The 17,514-nt window shown below is 67.1% G+C and carries 17 protein-coding genes; 10 read left to right on the top strand and 7 right to left on the bottom strand.

Features of this window, described 5'->3' with window-relative positions; genetic code table 11:
• Window positions 1-26: 26 nt before the first annotated feature.
• Window positions 27-647 carry a glutathione S-transferase family protein gene (locus GGR46_RS00570; protein ID WP_183993589.1) on the bottom strand — a complete coding sequence of 207 codons (621 nt, stop codon included), beginning with the start codon at window positions 645-647 and terminating at the stop codon, window positions 27-29.
• 171 nt (window positions 648-818) lie between these two features.
• Here GGR46_RS00570 and GGR46_RS00565 point away from each other — a divergent pair, with 171 nt between their 5' ends.
• A complete protein-coding gene (locus tag GGR46_RS00565; protein WP_183993587.1) occupies window positions 819-1,277 on the top strand; it encodes a hypothetical protein in 459 nt (152 codons plus the stop codon).
• On the opposite strand, the gene GGR46_RS00560 is transcribed toward GGR46_RS00565, so the two are convergent.
• From GGR46_RS00560 to GGR46_RS00545, 4 genes are all read right to left on the bottom strand, one after another.
• The gene (locus GGR46_RS00560) at window positions 1,270-1,860 is read right to left on the bottom strand and encodes a hypothetical protein (RefSeq protein ID WP_183993585.1); all 591 of its coding nucleotides are present in this window, start codon (window positions 1,858-1,860) and stop codon (window positions 1,270-1,272) included. The two genes, GGR46_RS00565 and GGR46_RS00560, sit on opposite strands and share 8 nt — an antisense overlap.
• A gap of 50 nt (window positions 1,861-1,910) precedes the next feature.
• Window positions 1,911-3,617 (bottom strand): flotillin family protein, encoded by a 1,707-nt coding sequence (locus GGR46_RS00555; protein ID WP_246425860.1) that lies wholly within the window; start codon window positions 3,615-3,617, stop codon window positions 1,911-1,913.
• Window positions 3,618-3,654: 37 nt separating this feature from the next.
• A complete protein-coding gene (locus GGR46_RS00550) occupies window positions 3,655-4,221 on the bottom strand; it encodes a YqiJ family protein (RefSeq protein WP_221262604.1) in 567 nt (188 codons plus the stop codon).
• Between the two features lie 150 nt (window positions 4,222-4,371).
• On the bottom strand, window positions 4,372-5,370 hold the full coding sequence (locus GGR46_RS00545; protein WP_246425859.1) for an NAD(P)H-quinone oxidoreductase: 999 nt from the start codon (window positions 5,368-5,370) through the stop codon (window positions 4,372-4,374).
• A gap of 4 nt (window positions 5,371-5,374) precedes the next feature.
• Here GGR46_RS00545 and GGR46_RS00540 point away from each other — a divergent pair, with 4 nt between their 5' ends.
• From GGR46_RS00540 to GGR46_RS00510, 7 genes are all read left to right on the top strand, one after another.
• Window positions 5,375-5,644: a DUF1192 domain-containing protein gene (locus GGR46_RS00540; RefSeq protein WP_425506496.1), complete on the top strand. Its 270-nt coding sequence runs from the start codon at window positions 5,375-5,377 to the stop codon at window positions 5,642-5,644.
• A 140-nt stretch (window positions 5,645-5,784) separates the two neighbouring features.
• Window positions 5,785-8,109, top strand: a complete 2,325-nt coding sequence (gene clpA / locus GGR46_RS00535; RefSeq protein ID WP_183993579.1) for an ATP-dependent Clp protease ATP-binding subunit ClpA — start codon at window positions 5,785-5,787, stop codon at window positions 8,107-8,109.
• A 321-nt stretch (window positions 8,110-8,430) separates the two neighbouring features.
• On the top strand, window positions 8,431-9,612 hold the full coding sequence (locus GGR46_RS00530; RefSeq protein WP_246425858.1) for a hypothetical protein: 1,182 nt from the start codon (window positions 8,431-8,433) through the stop codon (window positions 9,610-9,612).
• 139 nt (window positions 9,613-9,751) lie between these two features.
• Window positions 9,752-11,437, top strand: coding sequence for a GGDEF domain-containing protein (locus GGR46_RS00525; RefSeq protein ID WP_183993577.1), 1,686 nt, complete (start codon window positions 9,752-9,754; stop codon window positions 11,435-11,437).
• Between the two features lie 41 nt (window positions 11,438-11,478).
• On the top strand, window positions 11,479-11,685 hold the full coding sequence (locus GGR46_RS00520) for a hypothetical protein (protein ID WP_183993575.1): 207 nt from the start codon (window positions 11,479-11,481) through the stop codon (window positions 11,683-11,685).
• Window positions 11,686-11,716: 31 nt separating this feature from the next.
• Complete coding sequence (locus GGR46_RS00515; RefSeq protein ID WP_183993573.1) at window positions 11,717-13,414, top strand: long-chain-fatty-acid--CoA ligase; 1,698 nt, start codon at window positions 11,717-11,719, stop codon at window positions 13,412-13,414.
• The gene (locus GGR46_RS00510) at window positions 13,411-13,773 is read left to right on the top strand and encodes a plastocyanin/azurin family copper-binding protein (protein ID WP_183993571.1); all 363 of its coding nucleotides are present in this window, start codon (window positions 13,411-13,413) and stop codon (window positions 13,771-13,773) included. Before GGR46_RS00515 ends, GGR46_RS00510 begins: the two co-directional genes overlap by 4 nt.
• A gap of 147 nt (window positions 13,774-13,920) precedes the next feature.
• Here the strand turns inward: GGR46_RS00510 and GGR46_RS00505 are convergent, their stop codons facing one another.
• Window positions 13,921-15,303, bottom strand: coding sequence for an NAD-dependent succinate-semialdehyde dehydrogenase (locus GGR46_RS00505; protein WP_183993569.1), 1,383 nt, complete (start codon window positions 15,301-15,303; stop codon window positions 13,921-13,923).
• 111 nt (window positions 15,304-15,414) lie between these two features.
• Here GGR46_RS00505 and GGR46_RS00500 point away from each other — a divergent pair, with 111 nt between their 5' ends.
• Window positions 15,415-15,660, top strand: coding sequence for an exodeoxyribonuclease VII small subunit (locus GGR46_RS00500; protein WP_086128559.1), 246 nt, complete (start codon window positions 15,415-15,417; stop codon window positions 15,658-15,660).
• An 8-nt stretch (window positions 15,661-15,668) separates the two neighbouring features.
• Window positions 15,669-16,568, top strand: coding sequence for a polyprenyl synthetase family protein (locus GGR46_RS00495; protein ID WP_183993567.1), 900 nt, complete (start codon window positions 15,669-15,671; stop codon window positions 16,566-16,568).
• Window positions 16,569-16,706: 138 nt separating this feature from the next.
• Here the strand turns inward: GGR46_RS00495 and GGR46_RS00490 are convergent, their stop codons facing one another.
• Window positions 16,707-17,465: a hypothetical protein gene (locus GGR46_RS00490; RefSeq protein WP_183993565.1), complete on the bottom strand. Its 759-nt coding sequence runs from the start codon at window positions 17,463-17,465 to the stop codon at window positions 16,707-16,709.
• Window positions 17,466-17,514: the final 49 nt, after the last annotated feature.

Genomic DNA, 17,514 nt, shown 5'->3' with positions numbered 1-17,514 from the left:
CCCCTGACGAATCAGGTGGTTAGCTTTCATGCGGTGATCGGAATATGTCCCGGCTGGGCCGCCACCCGGTCGATCCAGGCGCGAACGGCCGGATAGGGATTCAGACTGAACCCGCCATCCTCGGCGACATGGGTATAAGCGTAGAGTGCGATGTCGGCGAGCGTCAGCCGATCGATCACGAACCAGTCGCGCTTCTCGAGATGCTCGTCCATCAGCGCCAGCGCAGCCTCGCCGGCCGCCTGCTTGCCCGGCAGGTTGGCGCGCTGGACCGGGTTCAGATTGTCGAGGCCGAACCATTTCGCCCAGAAACGCAGCGTCGCGACATTGGGCTCGTGGTTGTACTGTTCCCAGAACAGCCAGCGCAGCATGTCGGCCCGCTCGAACCGGTCGTGCGGGATCAGGTCGCTGCCATCGGCCAGATAGAAGCAGGCCGCATTGCTCTCGGGCAGGAAGTCGTCGGTGCCCACCTGCAGCGTCGGGATCCGGCCATTGGCGTTGACCTGGGAGAGGAACTCCGGCGTGCGCGTCTCGCCCTTCATGATGTCGTATTCGCGCCGCTCGAGCTTCAGCCCCAGATGCGCGGCGGTCAGCCGGATCTTGTAGCAATTGCCCGAGGCGGCATATTCGTGAAGCACCAGCGCGGCCATTCGTCCCTCCCTGATCGATGCGCCCATTCGGTCGGCGATGCGGCCGGGGTCAAACAAATAGCGCGACCCTATCCATAAGTACACCTTATCGATGTCCGGCAATCCGGCCACGCATCGGCCCTCAGCCGGCCGCCGCCTCTATAAGCAAGATGGGAACAACGGAGACCCCGCGTGCACGATCTCGACATCCTCCATCAGGAACATCGCGAGCTGCTTCGGCTCACCGAGGCCGTGATGGAGGCCGCCGGCGAGATCACGCCCAGCTTCGACAAGATCGCCGCCGCGCGCCATGCGCTCGGCCAGGCCGGCAGCCGGCACGTGATGAGCAAGCTGGCCATCGTCACCCGTACGCTGCAGGACAGCGCCGATCCCCGGCATCGCGCGCTCGGCCGGCGCTTCACCGACGAGCTGATGGCACTGCGCCAGAGCGCTAGCGAGCATTACGGCACCTGGACCATGGCACGCGTGAAGGAAGACCCGCGCGAGTTCCGCATGGCGGTGCGCAGCCAGTATCGCGCCCTGAAGGCGCGGATTCTGTGGGAAGAGAAGGAAGTGCTCCCGGTCGTCGGGACGCTGCTCGCCGCGGCCGCACCGGGCGCCGCACCGGGGCACGCCGCCGGGATCAGATGAACCCGTTCTCCGCCCGCCAGCGGACCGTGCGGCGGTGCCAGAGCCAGATCGCCAGCCCCACGCCGGCCAGGAACAGCCAGCCCCAGAGATGCTTCCACCAGGGGATCATGCTGGTCGCGCGCAGGTCTCGCCCATTGGCCTTGTCGAGCGCGGCATGGCCGATATCGTTGAGCGGCGCGGCGACCACGCCCCAATCCGAGCTGAAGAACAGCACATGGCCATATTCGGCCGTGTACCAGAAGGGCATGCCCAGGAAGGTGGTCTCGCGCACCGAATAGCCGAATTTGGGCGCGCTCATATTGGCATAGGAAGGGGCAGGCTGCCCCAGCCCGTACTGAGCGCGCTTCATCGCGATATATTGCTCGGCCTTGTTCGGCACGCGCTGGATATGGACGCCGTAATCGTCGATCGCCGCGATCATGTCGCCCAGTTCCGGCGGCACCTTCACTTCGGCCAGCTCGTCGACCGTCGGGCGGCTGGCGGCCACCCAATAGCGATCCGAGAATATCAGCGCGCCGAGCAGCGCCAGCGCGAGCGCACCACACACGAGCGCGAGCGCCCATTCCTTCCGCAGAACTTCCATCGTCTCCCCCCCCCAAAGGTGACTGCGCGCCGGCCCGATCCGGTTGGGCCTTAGCGTGCCTTTCGTTGCGCCGCGCCCGACGGCTTGTCGTCGCCGTCGTCATCCTGAACCGGCGCCGCGGCGATGCCCTTGGTGCCGAGATCGGCCGCCCCCGCGACCAGCCCGTCCAGCGTGCCGCCATCGAAGCCCAACTCGCGCATCAGCCCGTCGATCACCGGCGCCTGGGCACGGTAGCGCAGCGCCGCGGCGACCGCCGAATTGGCGAGGTTGCGATCCCCCTCCCCGCCGTCATTGGCGACCCCGCCCGCGCCGCCGCCGCGCCCTGTGAGCCCATCGACCTGCACGATCTTGATCGAATCGATCGCCTCGAGCGGCTTGGACGCCTCGCGGATCACTTCCGGCAGCACCTTGAGCAGTGCCAGCTTGGTCTGCAGCGACATGGTCTCGGACGAGAGCAGGTTCGCCGCCTCGTTGATCGCGCGCTGGCCGGCGGCTTCCACTTCGAAGCGCACCCGGTCGGCTTCGGCCTTGAGCTTGGCGGCCTCCGCCTCGCCCTCGGCCTGCAGACGCGCGGCCTCGGCGCGGTCGGACGCGGCCTGCTTCTCGGCATCGGCCTGCACCTTGATGCCGATCGCGGCGCGCTCGGCCTCACGGGAGGCATCGATCAGTTCGATCCGCTTCTGGCGCTCGGCGACCTCGGCTTCGCGCGCGGTGCCGACGCGTTCCTCGGCGACCACCGCCTCGGCACGCGCCTTGTCCGCCTCGGCCCGGGCCTGGCTTTCCTCGCGGCTCTTGTTCTGGACCGCGATCTGCTGCTCCTGGCGGGCGAGCTCGAGCGCCTGGTCCTGCGCGATCTTGGCCTCCTGCACCGCGCGATCGGCCTCGATCTGCTGGCTGTCGACCAGCTTCTTGGCCTCGATCTTCGCCTGCTCGGCTTCCTGCTGGCGCAGCGACTGCTCGCGCGCCACTTCGGCGCCCTGCACGGCACGGCGCATCTCGACTTCGCGCTCCTGTTCCAGCCGGGCGAACTCGGTGTCGCGGCTGATCAGGAACGACGCGCGCTGCGCTTCGAGATTCTTGGTCTCGATCTGCACGCGAGTATCCTGCTCGATGTCGTTGCGCGCCTTCTTGCGCAGCTCGATCTGCTCGGTGAGCTTGGTCAGGCCCTCGGCGTCGAACGCGTTGTTGGCGTTGAAATGCTCGATCGAGGTCTGGTCGAGACCGGTGAGCGAGACCGATTCCAGCTCCAACCCGTTCATCGCCAGGTCGACCGACGAGACCTGCTGCACCTTCTGGACGAAATCGGCGCGCTGCTCGTGGAGCTGGGCCATCGTCATGCCGGCGGCGACCGATCGTAGCGCGTCGACGAACTTGCCTTCGACCAGCTCCTTGAGCGCATCGGGATTCATCGTGCGCATGCCGAGCGTCTGCGCGGCGATCGCAATCGCCTGGGCGTCGGGACGGACGCGGACATAGAACTCCGCCTTCACGTCGATGCGCAGCCGGTCGAGCGTGATCAGCGCGTCCATGTTCTTGCGTTCCACCGCGAGGCGGACCGTGTTCATGTTCACCGGCATCGTCTCATGGAACACCGGCAGCACCAGCGCGCCGCCGTTGATCACCACCTTCTCGCCGCCGAAACCCGTGCGCACGAAGCCGATCTCCTTGGAGGCGCGCTTGTAGAGCCGCGCGAGGGTGAGGCCGAGGATCAGCAGCGCGATCAGCGCGATGCCCGAATAGACGAGATAGGGGATCATCGACGTCGCTCCTTGGGGCACAATCTCGTTCATCGGTTCAGCCATCCAGTCGGGGTAAATGGAAATCGCCGCGCGAGATCGCGCGGAAGCACTCGCCCTCGCGGCGGACGAGCAGCACGCGCTCGCCTTCCTCGAAGACCTGGCCGGCATTGTCGGGCTCGACCATGATGTAGTGGACCTGGCCGTGGTGATCCTCGGCCCGGGCGCGCGCCGGCGAGCCGATGCTGGCCCGGCCGGTGACGATGCGCGCGGTGGTGCCGACCAGCACCTCGAGCGGCACGGCGGTGGTGAAGTCGCGCGGCAGGATCGGCGCGAGCAGCCGCGCGGCGAGCCCGGTGACCGGCAGTGCGGCGATGCCGACCGCCGGCACCGCGGCCAGCGTCGGAAGCGGCCCGGCGGCCCAGTCGCGCAGCAGCTGCTGGAGCGCGAGCCCGCCGATCCCGAAGATCGCCAGGAAGATCACGATCAGCATCAGCAGCGGCAGGCGGCCGACGCCGAGCCAGGACAGGAAATCGAAATGGAGGTCGCCGTGGAGGTCGGCATGAAGATCCGCGTCCATGTCATGTCCGACGCCGACAGCCTGCACGATGCCGATGAGCAACATCAGCACCACAGCTACGACGAACGCGAAATTCCCCTCTGCGAGAAGGAACGCTAGCACCCTGGATCCCCCGATTCGAGGCGGGAGCCTAAATGCTGGGCATCCGTTCCACTAGCGAAATCGGAATCTTTTCAGGGAGCTGCGGTGCGGCACTCAGTCGATCGTCAGCACGATCTTCCCGACATGCTCGCCCGATTCCATCCGGGCATGCGCGCCCGCCGCGTCGGCGAGCGGGAAGGTCGCGTCGATCACCGGTTTCAGCTTCCCCTCGGCCACCAGCGGCCACACCGTCCGGTGCAGCTCGTCGGCGAGGAGCGACTTGAACTCCAGCGAGCGCGGGCGGAGCGTCGAGCCGGTGAGGACCAGCCGCTTGCGCATGATCTCGAAGATCGGGATCGTCGCCTGCATGCCGCGCTGGACGGCGATCGAGACGTGACGCCCCTCCTCGGCCAGGCACTGGAGGTTGCGCGGCACATAGTCGCCGCCGACCATGTCGAGCACGATGTTCACGCCCTTGCCCGCGGTGATCTCCATCACCCGGGCTACGAAATCCTCGGTCTTGTAGTTGATCGCGTGATCCGCGCCGATCCGCTTCGCAGCCTCGCACTTGTCGTCCGATCCGGCGGTGACGATGATCGTCAGCCCGAACAGGTTTGCGAGGTGAATCGCCATCGTGCCGATGCCCGAAGTGCCGCCATGGACCAGGATCGATTCGCCTTCCATCGCATAGGCGCGCTCGAACACGTTGCTCCATACGGTGAACAGCGTCTCGGGGATCGCCGCCGCCTCGATCATCGTGATCGCCGGCGGCACCGGCAGGCACTGGCCATAGGGCGCGACCGCATATTCGGCATAGGCCCCGCCCGCGATCAGCGCGCAGACCGGCGTGCCCAGCGCCTCACGCGGGACGTCCTCGCCCACCGCGACGACCTTGCCGGCGATCTCCATGCCGAGGATCGAGGGCGCGCCCGGCGGCGGCGGATACTGCCCCTTGCGCTGCATCACCTCGGGCCGGTTCACGCCGGCGGCGGCAACCTTGACCAGCACCTCGCCCCGGCCCGGCTTCGGCACGGGGCGCGAGACCGGCACCAGCACCTCGGGCCCGCCAGGTGCCTCGGGATCGATTGCCAGCATCGTTTCCGGAAGACCCATCGCCATGTCGCTTTCGAACGCAGGAGAAACCGGTGGCCTTATTGACATCGGCCCTGCCAGGGTCAACGCTGCCCCGATGGACGCCGACGAAAATCTTCCGCGTCGCAAGGACGACCTTGTCGCCCAGCTGGCGAAGCAGGACCTCGATCCCCTTTCGGTTGAGGAACTTACCGAACGAATCGCATTGCTCGAGGCCGAGATAGATCGGACTCGAAGCAAAATTTCACGGTCCATTAATCACCGCGCAAGCGCAGACGCTCTATTTAAGAAATGAGCGTTACGGCACCGGAGATGGGGCGCAACGCCATTCTACTCCGGTGCGGGGCCGCGGCGCTTGATGCGGGGCCCATGCCTCCCGACATAAGGGGAGACAGGGGCCGTGTATCCTTTCCGGCCCACAGGAGTTGTACCTGAATGCCTAGTTTCGCCTCCGCCCTGGAATCGACGCTGCACAAGGCTCTCGAAGCAGCAAGCTCGCGTCGCCACGAATATGCCACCCTCGAGCATCTGCTGCTCGCACTCGTCGACGACGAGCATGCCAGCAAGGTGATGAGCGCGTGCGGCGTGGATCTGGGCGAACTCAAGAATACCGTGGCGCATTATCTCGACACCGAGCTCGAGGCGCTGAAGGTCGAGCAGGCCACCGATCCGTCGCCGACCAGCGGCTTCCAGCGCGTCGTCCAGCGCGCCATCCTCCACGTCCAGTCCTCGGGCCGCGACGAAGTGACCGGCGCGAACGTGCTCGTCGCCCTGTTCAGCGAGCGCGAGAGCTACGCCGTCTATTTCCTGCAGCAGCAGGACATGAGCCGTCTCGACGCGGTGAGCTACATTTCGCACGGCGTCGGCAAGGGCGGCACCGGCAGCACCGAATCGACCACGCCGAAGGGCGCGGCCGACGAGGACAAGGCAGCCAAGCAGGAGCCCAAGTCGGGCAAGGGCGAGAGCGCGCTCAAGCAGTTCACCGTCGACCTCAACGAGAAGGCCAAGGCCGGCAAGGTCGACCCGCTGATCGGCCGCGCCGCCGAAGTCGATCGCACGATCCAGATCCTGTGCCGCCGCTCGAAGAACAACCCGCTCTATGTGGGCGATCCGGGCGTGGGCAAGACCGCCATTGCCGAGGGCCTGGCCCGCAAGATCGTCGAGGGCGAAGTGCCCGACGTGCTCAAGGAAGCGGTGATCTACTCGCTCGACATGGGCGCGCTGCTCGCCGGCACCCGCTATCGCGGTGACTTCGAGGAGCGCCTCAAGCAGGTCGTCAACGAGCTCGAGAAGCTGCCCCACGCAGTCCTTTTCATCGACGAGATCCACACCGTGATCGGTGCCGGCGCTACCAGCGGCGGCGCGATGGACGCGTCGAACCTGCTCAAGCCGGCGCTGTCGGGCGGCTCGATCCGCTGCATCGGCTCGACCACCTACAAGGAGTTCCGCAACCACTTCGAGAAGGACCGGGCGCTGCTCCGTCGCTTCCAGAAGATCGACGTGAACGAGCCGACGGTCGAGGACACGATCAAGATCATCACCGGCCTGCGCACCGCGTTCGAGGAGCATCACCACCTCAAATACACCCCCGACGCGATCAAGTCGGCGGTGGAGCTGTCGGCGCGCTACATCAACGACCGCAAGCTGCCGGACAAGGCGATCGACGTGATCGACGAGGCCGGCGCGATGCAGATGCTGGTGCCGCCGTCGAAGCGGAAGAAGACGATCACGGTCAAGGAGATCGAGGCGGTCATCGCGACGATGGCGCGCATCCCTCCGAAGAGCGTGTCGACCGACGACACCAAGACGCTCGCCAATCTCGAAACCGATCTCAAGCGGGTCGTGTTCGGCCAGGACAAGGCGATCGAGGTGCTCAGCTCGGCGATCAAGCTCAGCCGTGCGGGCCTGCGCGATCCGGACAAGCCGATCGGCAACTATCTGTTCTCCGGCCCGACCGGCGTCGGCAAGACCGAGGTGGCGAAGCAGCTTTCCGAGCTGCTCGGCATCCCGCTCCAGCGCTTCGACATGTCGGAATATATGGAGCGTCACTCGGTCAGCCGTCTGATCGGTGCCCCTCCGGGCTATGTCGGCTATGATCAGGGCGGGCTCCTGACGGACGCGGTCGACCAGCAGCCGCATTCGGTGCTCCTGCTCGACGAGATCGAGAAGGCGCATCCGGACCTGTTCAACATCCTCCTGCAGGTGATGGACAACGGCAAGCTGACCGATCACCACGGCAAGACGGTCGATTTCAGGAACGTGATCCTGATCATGACCACCAATGCCGGCGCGTCGGACATGACCAAGGAGTCGATCGGCTTCGGCGAGATCAGCCGCGACGACGTCCAGGAAGAAGCGGTGAAGAAGCTCTTCACCCCCGAATTCCGCAACCGTCTCGATGCGATCGTGCCGTTCGATTACCTGCCCACGCAGGTGGTCAGCCGGGTGGTGGACAAGTTCATCCTCCAGCTCGAGCTGCAGCTGGCGGACCGCGGCGTCCACATCCAGCTCGACGAGGCGGCCAAGGCCTGGCTCACCGAGAAGGGGTACGACAAGCTCTATGGCGCGCGTCCGATGGGCCGCCTGATCCAGGAGAAGGTCAAGCAGCCGCTCGCCGAGGAGCTCCTGTTCGGCAAGCTCGTCCATGGCGGCGAGGTCAATGTGAAGCTCAAGGACAATGCCCTGAACTTCCAGATCACGCCGGCCGCGCCCAAGCCCAAGAAGGGCAAGAAGACGGAAGCCGCCAAGGCCTCCAAGTAAGGCGCGTCAGCCCTGAACAACCGATCGGGCCGGGAGGAAACTCCCGGCCCGTTTCGTTTGCGCCGCAGCCCCGCGCCGTCGCGCGCTTCGCCCTTGGTCGCCGCGACGACGGGCTTCGTCGTGCAGCGGATGATCCCCTCCCGCCATCCATTTAGCGCGCTCCTGCCGTCATGCCGGCGGGTCGGGCCAGCCGAACCGGGAGCATGGCGGCGGCCATGACTATGTGTTATATGCAAATAACACACCCTTGCAATTTCGTTCCGATGTCGTAAAGGGACGCTCGCTTCGGGTCGCAGCCATGGTTTTCCAGGGAGAATCCGAATGCGACCGATGAAGAAGATACTGGGTGCGGGAACGGCGCTGGCGGGCATGCTCGCAGCCGGCCTGGTCGTCGCGCAGACCAGCAACGATACCGCGCCCGAGGCGCGCTATGTGATGGACGTCGGCACCCATGCCGGAATGATGGGCCAGGGCGATCGGCGCGAAGTGATGCTGCGCCTCGGCTCGCGCCTGCCCGCCACCGGCGGTGCGCCCAAGGCCGATCACTTCCTGCCCGAGGGCATGCGCATGGGCGCGTCGGTGCCGCTGATCACGCCCGAGGCGAGCAAGGGCGGAACCGATACCCAGCCGTTCGAGCGGCCCAAGGGCCGGTTGCTGATCTTCTGGGGCTGCGGGGCGCATGCCGGCCCGGGCCAGCCGGTGATCATCGACTTCGCCAAGGTCGCCAAGGGCCAGGTGCCGCCCGACCTGTTCTCCGCGAGCATCGCCTCCGAGGTCGGCCCGCGCCAGTCCAACAGCCGCACCTATGGCGACTGGCCGAACGGCAAGTCGAACGCGCAGGTGCGCGACAATTCCTCGCTGATCGGCCAGCACCGCATCGCCGGCAACTACAGCCCGGAGATCAGCTTCGCGATCAACCAGGACTTCATGGCGGCGCCCCGGGTGAAGGCCGGCAGCGCCGGCGACGGCTCGATCCCGCTCAACTGGGGCGCGGTGCCGGCGGCGACCGGCTATTATGCCTGGGCGATGGGCAGTGGCGATCGCGGCGGGAATGGCGACATCGTCTGGTGGGCCTCGTCCGCTTCGCGCCAGTTCGGCGGCGATCTGTGGAACTGGCTCTCGCCGGGCGCGGTCAGCCGGCTGATCGGCCAGAAGGTGGTGATGCCGCCGAGCCAGACCAGCTGCGCCATACCCGCCGAGGCGAAGGCCGCCGCGGGCGAGATGATGATGGGCTTCCTCACCGCCTATGGCCCCGAGGCGAACTATGCCTTCCCCGAACGGCCCAAGGATCCGAAGGTCGCCTGGCACCCGAAATGGACCGCCAAGGTCCGCTACCGGTCGCAGGGCACCTTCATGCCCGGCATGCCCGACATGGGCGATGCGATGCGCGGCCAGCTGCCGGGCACCGAGGGGGATCGACCCGAGCAGCCCAAGCCCAAGCCCTGCAAGCCCAAGCTGGGCGGTCTTCTCAAGCGTGCCGCGGGTCTGGGCAGCGGCTGCTGAACCGGAATAGTATCGAAGGGGCGGCGGCGTTCTTGCCGCCCCTTCATTTTGCGCGATAAGCCGCTGGCGCACTTCATAAAGCCGATCCGATCGGGGTTATCTTTACGGGTTGTTTGTCATGTTGGCGTAGGCCTGCTGCATGCTGGCGTTGCGTCTCCTGCGGCTGTCCGTCCTCATCGGTGCGTTGATCGCGCTGCTGGGCACCGCCATGCCCGCGCAAGCCCAGGGCAATGTCGGACGCGAACTGCCCGTCTGCGTGCTGCGCGACACGGGCGGGATGAACCCGGCCGAACTGATCGGCCACCCCGAGCGCTTCGATTGCACCACCCGGCAATACAAGCTCGGCCCCGGTGATTTCTGGGTCATCTCCCGGGACATCGACCAGAGCTCCCGCCCCGGCAGCCGGCTGTTCGTGCGCTTCGCCAGCCTGTGGCAGCAGGGCATGGCGATGCACACCCTCTATGCTGACGGGCTGATCTTCACCCAGCGCACCGACGCGCGCGGCATCACCCCCTGGATCCAGCTCGGCGCGATCGGCGAGATCCAGATCGAGCGGCGCGAGGCGCGGGTCGAGCGCCTGCTCTGGCACGTCCAGGGTTCGGCCAACATGCGCGGTGTCATGCTCGGCACGCGGCTGGTCACCGGCACGGAGAGCCAGCGCGCCACCATCGCGCTCACCGCGCTCTATGCGGCGTTCGGGGGACTGTGCCTCGGGCTGCTCGTCTACAATCTCGCGCTATGGGGGGCGCTGCGCCACCGGTTCCAGCTCTATTATTGCATCATGGCACTGGGCCTGCTCGGCTATGTCTTCTCCTCCTCGGGCGCACTCGCCTGGGCCTTTCCGGACATCGCCAACAACGATCGCCTGCGCATCAACTATCTCCTGCTCGGCTGCACCGGCGCGAGCGCGCTGATCTTCGCCCGCAGCTTCTTCGAGGAGCAGGTGTTCGCCGGCTGGCTCGGCCGCTTCACCTATGTCGTCGCCGGCGCGCTGGTCGGCGTCGGGCTGCTGGTCTTCTGCTTCGCCCCGCTCAACGTCCAGATCGTCGACGCCGCCTTCAGCACCGTCTTCCTGCTGCTGGGTGCGGTGGTCGGGCCGACGCTGTGGCGCGCCTGGCGGGTGCGCTCCAACTATCTCTGGCTGTTCGCGATCGGCTGGGGCGCGCCGATCCTCACCTCGCTGCTGCGGACGCTGGCCAATTTCCACCTCATCGAGTGGAACTTCTGGCTCGACAATTCGACCCTGCTCTCGATGGCGCTCGAGGCGCTGATGTCGAGCCTGGCCATCGCCTATCGCATCAAGCTGCTGCGCGACGAGCGTGACGACGCGATCGCCAGCGAAGTGATGGCGCGCCGCCTGGCCGACACCGATCCGCTCACCGGCCTGCTCAACCGCCGCGCCTTCCTCGCCCAGGCGATCGGCCGGCCCGGCGAGCAGCAACTGCTCATCGCCGACATCGACCATTTCAAGCGGGTCAACGAGACGCTCGGCCATGACGGCGGCGACGAGGTGCTGCGCCTGTTCGCCCGCACCCTGCGCCACGCCGCCCCTCCCGGCACGCTGGTCGCGCGGATGGGCGGCGAGGAATTCGCGATCCTGGCCTCGGTCGATGCCGCCCCGGAGCCCGAGCAGTTGCTGGCCAAGCTGCGCGCCACGCGCATGCCCTTCGACCTCAAGGTCACCGCCAGCATCGGCGCCTGCACCGGCCCGCTGACCAGCGAGATCGACTGGAAGTCGCTCTACCGCGGCGCCGACATCGCGCTGTTCGAAGCCAAGTCCGCCGGCCGCGACCGCGCGCGCTCGGCGCATCGCGAAGCCGCCTGATCCGCTTGCCCGGCGGCCCGGCAGGGCCTATGGGATTCACCATGTCGGGACGAGCGAAGAAGATTGCCTTCGGGGCGCTTGCGGCACTCGCGCTGCTCGCCTTCGCCTCCCCCAATCGCCGCGCCGACATCGCCGTCCACATGCACCGCGTCGACGATCTCACCCCACAGCGGATCGAGGCTGTCGTCGATATCGGCGTCTTCGCGATTTCCGTGCTCGTCACCTGGAGCAAGCGGCTTACGACTTGACCCCCGAAAAGGCTTGCTTACACCAGTGTCAATGACTGACCCCGAACAGATCTGGCGTACCGCGTACAATCATCCCGGCGCCTGGGACACCGAGTTCCCGCCCGAATCCATGGTCGATCTGTTCGAGGCGAGCGCCCGCGCCCACCCCCAGGCGCCGCTGCTCGATTTCATGGGCCGGCACTACAGCTATGGTGAGACACTGGACGGCGCCAACCGCGTGGCCTGCGGCCTCAAGGCTTTGGGCTATGGCCCTGGCGACCGGATCGGGCTCTTCCTGCCCAACGTGCCGCACTATGTCGCCGCCTATTATGGCATTCTCAAGCTCGGCGCGACGGTGGTCAATTTCTCGCCGCTCTACACAGTCGAGGAGCTGAGCCACCAGGTCGAGGATTCGGGCACCCGCGCACTGTTCACCATCTCGGCCACGGCGCTGCTGCCCACCGCGCTGAAAGTGCTCGACCAGAGCGGGCTCGAGCGGCTCGTGGTCGGCTCGGTCGCCGGTGCGCTGCCCGCCGCCAAGTCCTTCTTCTACCGCCTGTTCAAGAGCTCGGAAGTCACCGAGCGCCCGCAGGACGAACGCATCCTCGCCTTCTCGAAGCTGATCGCCAACAACGGCCTGTGCGACGCACCGAAGATCGATCCCGAAAAGGACGTCGCGCTGATCCAGTATACCGGGGGCACCACCGGGACGCCCAAGGGTGCGGTGCTGACCCACCAGAATCTCTCGGCCAATGCCCGCCAGGTCGCCCGGCTCGATCCCGAGGTGGCGACCGCGAAGGACCGTGTGCTGGGCGTCCTCCCCTTCTTCCACGTCTTCGCCAATACCTGCGTGCTCAACCGCACCGTGGTGACCGGCGGCGAGATCGTGATGCTGCCGCGCTTCAACGCCAAGCAGGCGCTCGCCGAGCTCCGCCGCACCCAGCCGCGCGCCCTGCCCGGCGTGCCGACCATGTACCAGGCGCTGCTCGACGCGCCGGGCATGAAGCCGTCCGACTTCGCCTCGCTGCGCTACTGCATCTCTGGCGGCGCCCCCCTTCCCGCTCAGCTCAAGGAGGAATGGGAGAAGATCACCGGCGCGCGCGTGATCGAAGGCTATGGCCTGTCGGAAAGCTCGGGCGTGGTGTGCACCAATCCCTATGTCGGGCTGAACAAGCCCGGCACGATCGGCCAGCCGCTCCAGGGCACCCGCGTGAAGCTGGTCGACAAGGAAGACCCCACCCGTCCCCCGCCCGAGGGCGAGCCCGGCGAGATCGTCGTCCATGGCCCGCAGATCATGCAGGGCTACTGGAACCGTCCCGATGCCGATGCCGAGGTGTTCGTCACCGTCGAGGGCGAGCCGCACTGGCTGCGCACCGGCGATGTCGGGCTGATCGACGAGGACGGCTACATCAAGATCGTCGACCGGCTGAAGGACATGATCGCGGTCGGCGGCTTCAAGGTCTTCCCGAGCCAGATCGAGGCGGTGCTCTACCAGCATCCGGCGGTGAAGGAGGCGCTCGTGATCGGCCTGCCCGACGCCTATCATGGCGAGCTGCCCCACGCCTATGTCACGCTCGACGAAGGATCGCAGGCCAGCGGCCCCGAGATCTGCGCCTGGCTCAACGGCAAGCTCGGCAAGCACGAGCGCGTGTCCGAAGTCGTGGTCCGTGACAGCCTGCCCAAGACGATGATCGGCAAGCTCAGCCGCAAGGACCTGATCAACGAAGTGATGGCGGAGCGTCAGGGGTGAAGGCGCTGCTCGCCCTCGCCCTTCTCGCGGCCGCACCGGCAGCGCCCGAGCAGCGGATCGACGTCGCGCTCTCCAACTTCAAGTTCACCCCCTCGACGATCGCGCTGGTCCATGGCCAGAGCTATGTGCTGCACCTGACCAGCAGCGGCGGCCACAGCTTCGCGGCGAAGGACTTCTTCGCGGCGGCCACGATGCCGGCGGCCGACCGGGCCAAGCTCAAGGACGGCAAGATCGAGCTGGACGGCGAGTCGGCCGTCGACCTCCACTTCACCGCGCCCAGGGCGGGCAGCTACCCGATCAAATGCACCCACCTGCTCCATGCGAGCTTCGGGATGACGGGGAAGTTCGTGGTTTCGTAACAGTGAAATCCTCCCCCGGAGGGGGAGGGGGACCAGCGAAGCTGGTGGAGGGGGCCTGCCGCAGGCGATTCGCTTGCGGCTCTCCCTCTCCACCACGACGCTGCGCGTCGCGGTCCCCCTCTCCCTCCGGGAGAGGATTGGGAAGCATCAATCCCCCGCCACCACGTCCTTGCCGAACATCACCGCCTTCAGGTTCATGAACTCGTGCATGCCCCATGGCCCCAGCTCGCGGCCATGACCCGACAGCTTCACGCCGCCGAACGGCGCCTCGGGCGTCGAGGCGAGCAGCGAATTGACCGCGGTCATGCCGGCCTGGATGTCGCGCGCGAACCGCTCGATCTCGGCCTCGTCCGTCGTCCAGACCGCCGAGCCGAGTCCGTAGGGCACGTCATTGGCCAGCGCGATCGCCGCATCGATATCGGCGACCTTGTAGACCGCCGCGACGGGTCCGAAGACCTCTTCCTTGGCGACGTCGCTCTCCGGATCCATGTCAGTCAGCACGCCCGGCGTCATCCAGGCGCCCTCGCGCTCGATCTTCTCGGCACCGAAACGCAGCGTCGCGCCCTCGCTGACGGCACGCGCCACCTGCTCCAGCACCGTGTCGCGCTGGGCGACGCTGGAGAGCGGGCCCATGCCGGTCTCCTTGTCCATCGGGTCGCCGACCTTCAGCGCCTTCATCCCTGCCTCGAACTTCTCGAGGAACGCGTCATAGACGTCGGCATGGACGATCATCCGCTTGGCGCAGATGCAGCTCTGCCCGGCATTCTGGGTACGTGCGGTCACCGCGGTCTTCGCTGCCAGGTCGAGATCGGCCGAAGGCATCACGATCAGCGGGTCCGAGCCGCCCAGTTCGAGCACCACCTTCTTGAGCGCCCGCCCCGCGGCCTGGGCGACCTGCGCGCCGGCGCCTTCGCTGCCGGTCAGCGTCACCGCCACGACCCGCTTGTCGGCGATGATCGCCGAGACCTTGTCGGACTTGATCGCCAGGTTCTGGAACAGCCCGTCGGGTGCGCCGGCGGCACCCATCATCTGCTGGATCAGCGCCGCGCAGCCCTGCACGTTCGAGGCGTGCTTCAGCAGCGCGACATTGCCCGCCATGATCGTCGGCGCGAGGAAGCGGACGACCTGCCAATAGGGGAAATTCCACGGCATCACCGCCAGTACCGGCCCCATCGGCAGCCAGCGCGCCACGGCATGGCCGCTCGCGGTCTGCACGGTCGTCGCCTCCAGATAGGACGGGCCGGCCTTGGCATAGTGGCGGAAGCCGCTGATGCACTTCTCGACCTCGGCAATCGCGCTCGCCAGCGTCTTGCCCATCTCCTTCGTCGCGGTCTCGGCAAGGTGCTGCTTGTTGGCCTCCCAGGCGTCGGCGATCTTCGTCAGCAGCTCGGTGCGGCGCTCCAGCGACGAATCGCGCCACGAGCGGAAACAGACCTCGGCGCGGGCCAGCGCCATCTCGATCCCGTCGGCGTCCAGTTCCGGATAGGTGGCGACCGTCTCTCCGGTGGCGGGATTGATGCTGGTGAACATGCGCGTGTCTCCTTCGACCGAGATAACGCGCAGCTAGGAAGCGCGATGCCCGGTTGCAATCATACCATGGCAGGTTGCCTTCCGGCCCAACCCCGGCGCATAGCGACACGCATGGCAGAAGAAGCGGACGTCACCGCGCTTTCCTTCGAGGAAGCGCTCAAGGAACTGGAGCGCATCGTCGCGCGGCTGGAGAGCGGCGAGGCCCAGCTCCAGGAAGCAATCGACCTGTACGAGCGCGGCGACCGGCTGCGCCGGCAATGTGCCGCGCGGCTCGACGCGGCGCAGGCGCGCATCGAGGCGATCCGCACCGATGCCGAGGGCCGCGCCGCCGGCACCGCCCCCTTCGCCGCCGGCTGAGTTCCGACATGGCGCAAGCCTCCCTCGCGCTGCAGGCGGCGCTCAAGCAGGTCTCGGCGGAGATGGACCGCCAGTTCGACCTGTTGCTCGCCGTGCCCAGCGATCCCCGCAAGGGGTTGTACGAGGCGATGCGCCACGCCGCGATCGGCGGAGGCAAGCGGCTGCGGCCGTTGCTCGTCTCCGCCACGGCCCAGCTGTTCGGCGTCGATCGCACCTGCATCGCCCGCACCGCGCTCGCGCTCGAATGCATCCATGTCTATTCGCTGATTCACGACGACTTGCCGGCGATGGATGATGACGACATGCGCCGCGGCAAGCCGACGGTGCACAGGGCGTTCGACGAGGCGACGGCGATCCTGGCCGGCGATTGCCTGCACGCGCTCGCCTTCGAAGTGATCGCCGACGAGCGGACCCATCCCGATCCCTTCGTGCGTATCGAACTGTCCGGCACGCTCGCCCAGGCCGCCGGTCCCGCCGGCATGGCGGGCGGGCAGATGATGGACCTGGAAGCCGAGAAGGCGAGCTTCGACCTCGCCACCGTCACCCGCCTTCAGGCGATGAAGACCGGCGCGCTGATCAGCTGCGCGGTGGAGAGCGGCGCGATCCTCGGCCGCATCCCGCTGGAAGGGCGCACCGGCCTGCGCGGCTATGCCCGCGACGTCGGCCTCGCCTTCCAGATCGCCGACGACATCCTCGATACCGAGGGCGACGAGGCGCTGGTCGGCAAGAAGCTCCACAAGGACGGCGAGGCAGGCAAGGAGACCTTCCTCTCGCTGCTCGGCGTCGAGCGCGCGAAGGAACAGGCGCGGATGCTGGTCGACCAGGCGATCACCCATCTCAAGCCCTATGGCATCGAGGCCGACCTCCTCCGCGACATCGCCCGCTACACGCTGGAACGCGATCGCTAGAACCTGCCGGCGCAATCCCGCCCCAAATCGTCATCCCGACGCAAGTCGGGATCTCAGGCGAAGGCGCGGGACAGGAGTCGCACGAAATCCCGGCTTTCGTCGGGATGACGGGAAGGTATGAGATGCCGGCTGCCTTCGCTAACCCCGCTCCATCCGCCGCACCCGGAACGCCGTGGGATTGCCGCCTTCCCGCACGATCGTGCCTGCAGCCGTGTAGCTCTGCGCCTCGGCCAGCTTCTCCAGCGCCACGCTGCCTTGTGCGACCGGCAGCATCACGCCCTGAAACCCCGCCGGCCGCGCATACCAGGCGCCGGCGATGTTGAGCAGGGTCGCGCTGGTCTCCTCCGGCGCGGGCAGGTTCGCCCTCGCCTCCTGCGCCTTCTCCACATAGATGGGTCCAAACCCGCCCCCGCCCCGCACCCGCCGCGGCGCGTCGAACAGCTGGTCGATCCGCTCGGCCTGCAGGGTCTCGATATAGATGATCGTGTTGTTGTCGCCCTGCACCGAGAGCCTGGCGTGCGAGGCCTGCTTGCGCACGATCGGCCCGGCGAGCGAGACGAGGAAGCTGCGCACCGAGGCGGAGATCTGCCCCACATTGCCGCCGCTGGCATTCATCACCGTCTCCAGCGCCACCGCCACGGTCTGCAGGAACCCACCCAGCAGTGCGCGCTGCTCGTACAGGTCGAGCATGGTCTTGCCGAGGTCGAACCAGGCATGGAGGCTGGCGATCTCGACGCGGACCAGCTCCAAGCCATAGCGGCTCTGCCCCGCCCGGGTCTCCTGGGCAAAGGCATTGGCCAGCCGCTCGATCGCGGTGCCCGAAGTCCTTGCATCGGCCGCATCGAAATAGCCGATCTCGAGCACCAGCACCGCGTTGTTGCGCACATCGTCGATCATGCCCGCAGGCTGGCCGAAAGCCTGTCGTGCCGCAAGCGCGCAGCGCCAC

The organism is Sphingomonas kyeonggiensis, assembly GCF_014196745.1.
GTDB lineage: Bacteria > Pseudomonadota > Alphaproteobacteria > Sphingomonadales > Sphingomonadaceae > Sphingomonas > Sphingomonas kyeonggiensis.
Note: the sequence above shows the minus strand (reverse complement) of the source record. Positions and strands in the feature narration are given on the sequence as shown.

Excerpts from the sequence above, each read along its gene's own strand:
- GGR46_RS00570 (WP_183993589.1), bottom strand. The coding sequence starts at position 647 with ATGGCCGCGCTGGTGCTTCACGAATATGCCGCCTCGGGCAATTGCTAC.
- GGR46_RS00560 (WP_183993585.1), bottom strand. The coding sequence starts at position 1,860 with ATGGAAGTTCTGCGGAAGGAATGGGCGCTCGCGCTCGTGTGTGGTGCG.
- GGR46_RS00555 (WP_246425860.1), bottom strand. The coding sequence starts at position 3,617 with ATGATCCCCTATCTCGTCTATTCGGGCATCGCGCTGATCGCGCTGCTG.
- GGR46_RS00550 (WP_221262604.1), bottom strand. The coding sequence starts at position 4,221 with ATGTTGCTCATCGGCATCGTGCAGGCTGTCGGCGTCGGACATGACATG.
- GGR46_RS00545 (WP_246425859.1), bottom strand. The coding sequence starts at position 5,370 with ATGGGTCTTCCGGAAACGATGCTGGCAATCGATCCCGAGGCACCTGGC.
- GGR46_RS00540 (WP_425506496.1), top strand. The coding sequence starts at position 5,375 with ATGTCGCTTTCGAACGCAGGAGAAACCGGTGGCCTTATTGACATCGGC.
- clpA (WP_183993579.1), top strand. The coding sequence starts at position 5,785 with ATGCCTAGTTTCGCCTCCGCCCTGGAATCGACGCTGCACAAGGCTCTC.
- GGR46_RS00530 (WP_246425858.1), top strand. The coding sequence starts at position 8,431 with ATGCGACCGATGAAGAAGATACTGGGTGCGGGAACGGCGCTGGCGGGC.
- GGR46_RS00525 (WP_183993577.1), top strand. The coding sequence starts at position 9,752 with ATGCTGGCGTTGCGTCTCCTGCGGCTGTCCGTCCTCATCGGTGCGTTG.
- GGR46_RS00520 (WP_183993575.1), top strand. The coding sequence starts at position 11,479 with ATGTCGGGACGAGCGAAGAAGATTGCCTTCGGGGCGCTTGCGGCACTC.
- GGR46_RS00515 (WP_183993573.1), top strand. The coding sequence starts at position 11,717 with ATGACTGACCCCGAACAGATCTGGCGTACCGCGTACAATCATCCCGGC.
- GGR46_RS00505 (WP_183993569.1), bottom strand. The coding sequence starts at position 15,303 with ATGTTCACCAGCATCAATCCCGCCACCGGAGAGACGGTCGCCACCTAT.
- GGR46_RS00500 (WP_086128559.1), top strand. The coding sequence starts at position 15,415 with ATGGCAGAAGAAGCGGACGTCACCGCGCTTTCCTTCGAGGAAGCGCTC.
- GGR46_RS00495 (WP_183993567.1), top strand. The coding sequence starts at position 15,669 with ATGGCGCAAGCCTCCCTCGCGCTGCAGGCGGCGCTCAAGCAGGTCTCG.
- GGR46_RS00490 (WP_183993565.1), bottom strand. The coding sequence starts at position 17,465 with ATGATCGACGATGTGCGCAACAACGCGGTGCTGGTGCTCGAGATCGGC.